This window comes from Rhodococcus sp. MT28, from assembly GCF_058792695.1.
Genome location: NZ_JBXAFD010000068.1, coordinates 1 through 1,012, shown reverse-complemented (window position 1 = coordinate 1,012; position 1,012 = coordinate 1). Strand labels below are relative to the sequence as shown.

1 protein-coding gene is annotated in these 1,012 nt (G+C 61.2%); it reads left to right on the top strand.

Translation table 11 applies throughout. The features are described from left to right. Window positions 1-38 precede the first annotated feature (38 nt). A partial coding sequence (locus AC1Q6C_RS33630) for an AraC family transcriptional regulator (RefSeq protein WP_492667131.1) occupies window positions 39-1,012 on the top strand: 974 nt, incomplete at its 3' end.

The window sequence follows — 1,012 nt, the reverse complement described above, 5'->3', positions numbered from 1 at the left end:
AAACTTGTGAATTCGGCTCAAAGGGATCTGGTGAACCAATGATCCTCGATGACGAGGGTGTGCCCCCGCTCCTGTTCGTGCAATTGCTCGAGCGCCAAGCATTCGACCCAGACGCCGTCGCGCGGCTTCGCAACATCATGTCTCGCGAAGGAACCGACGAGGCGACGCTGATTCAGCGCGACGTTCAGGCCCCCATACGGTGGTTTCGGGAGGTCTACCCCGAACTCGACGTCGACCAGGCAACACTGCTCGGCTTTGCGTTCGCTGAACAGGCCCAGTTGACGTCCTTCGGCCCGTTGAGTTCTCCGCTGGTCAGCGCAGGCTCGGTAGCCGAGATCGTGGAGTTGCTCACCTATCTGCCGTTGATCTCGACAGCTCTCAGTCCACAGTTCCATCCAAGTGACCACGGCCTCACCATCGGGTTCACCGCACACACAAGCGATCCGGCCCTGGACTGCCTGGTCGTCGCCTACTGCGGGTCGGCGCTACTGCGACTGCTTGACATGCTCGCCGGCGACATGCCTACCGTCACACTCCACTTGAGTTGGCCGGTGCCGCCCCTCCTGTCCAATCATGAGGACTTAATAGCCGGGCGCCTGTTTTTCGGCGCTCCGATGTCCTTCCTTCATGTTCCCGCGGACACGCTTAACGAGGTTTGCCGGTTCTCCGATCCCCTCACATACCGACTCGCCATCGGCGATCTGCAGCGAACTCTCGACCAGCGGGGCAGGACCACGTCGTTTTCGGAGAAGACGAGACGGCTGCTGGAGAAGGAGCCCGCACAGGGGAGTATCCACTGGGTCGCACGCGAGTTGTCGATATCCGTCAGCACACTCAAGCGGCGCCTCTCCGAAGAGGGGACCACTTTCCGCGAGTTGCGCCAGTCATTCCTGCGCGAGCGTGCGATGCTGCGGCTACTCGACCGATCAATGTCGGTGACTGAGGTCGCCACGGAGCTCGGATACAGTGACCTCACCAACTTCTCACACGCCTTCAAGCGATGGACCGGCCG